Below are 231 nucleotides of genomic sequence, written 5' to 3'. Positions count from 1 at the left end.
GACGCCATTGATAAGGGAGCCGACCAAAGCGAAATTGATAAGATTGTCGAAGACGCTAAGAAGGACGACCAAGCCGCTAAGGATAAGGCAGACCAAGATAAGGCTGATAAGGACTTGCAAGATGCCAAGGACGCAGCAAAGGATGCCATTGACGACTTAGAGAACTTAGATGAAAAAACTAAGGATGCGATTAAGGACGCCATTGATAAGGGAGCCGACCAAAGCGAAATT

The 231-nt window shown here is 46.3% G+C and carries 1 protein-coding gene; it reads left to right on the top strand.

The annotated features are described in order from the left end of the window. A partial coding sequence (locus IV67_RS01255; RefSeq protein WP_057786343.1) for a GA module-containing protein occupies positions 1-231 on the top strand: 231 nt, incomplete at both ends.

This window comes from Weissella minor, assembly GCF_001437425.1.
Taxonomy (GTDB): Bacteria; Bacillota; Bacilli; order Lactobacillales; family Lactobacillaceae; genus Weissella; species Weissella minor.
The sequence above is the reverse complement of the archived record's forward strand: the minus strand, read 5'-3'. Positions and strand labels throughout refer to the sequence as shown.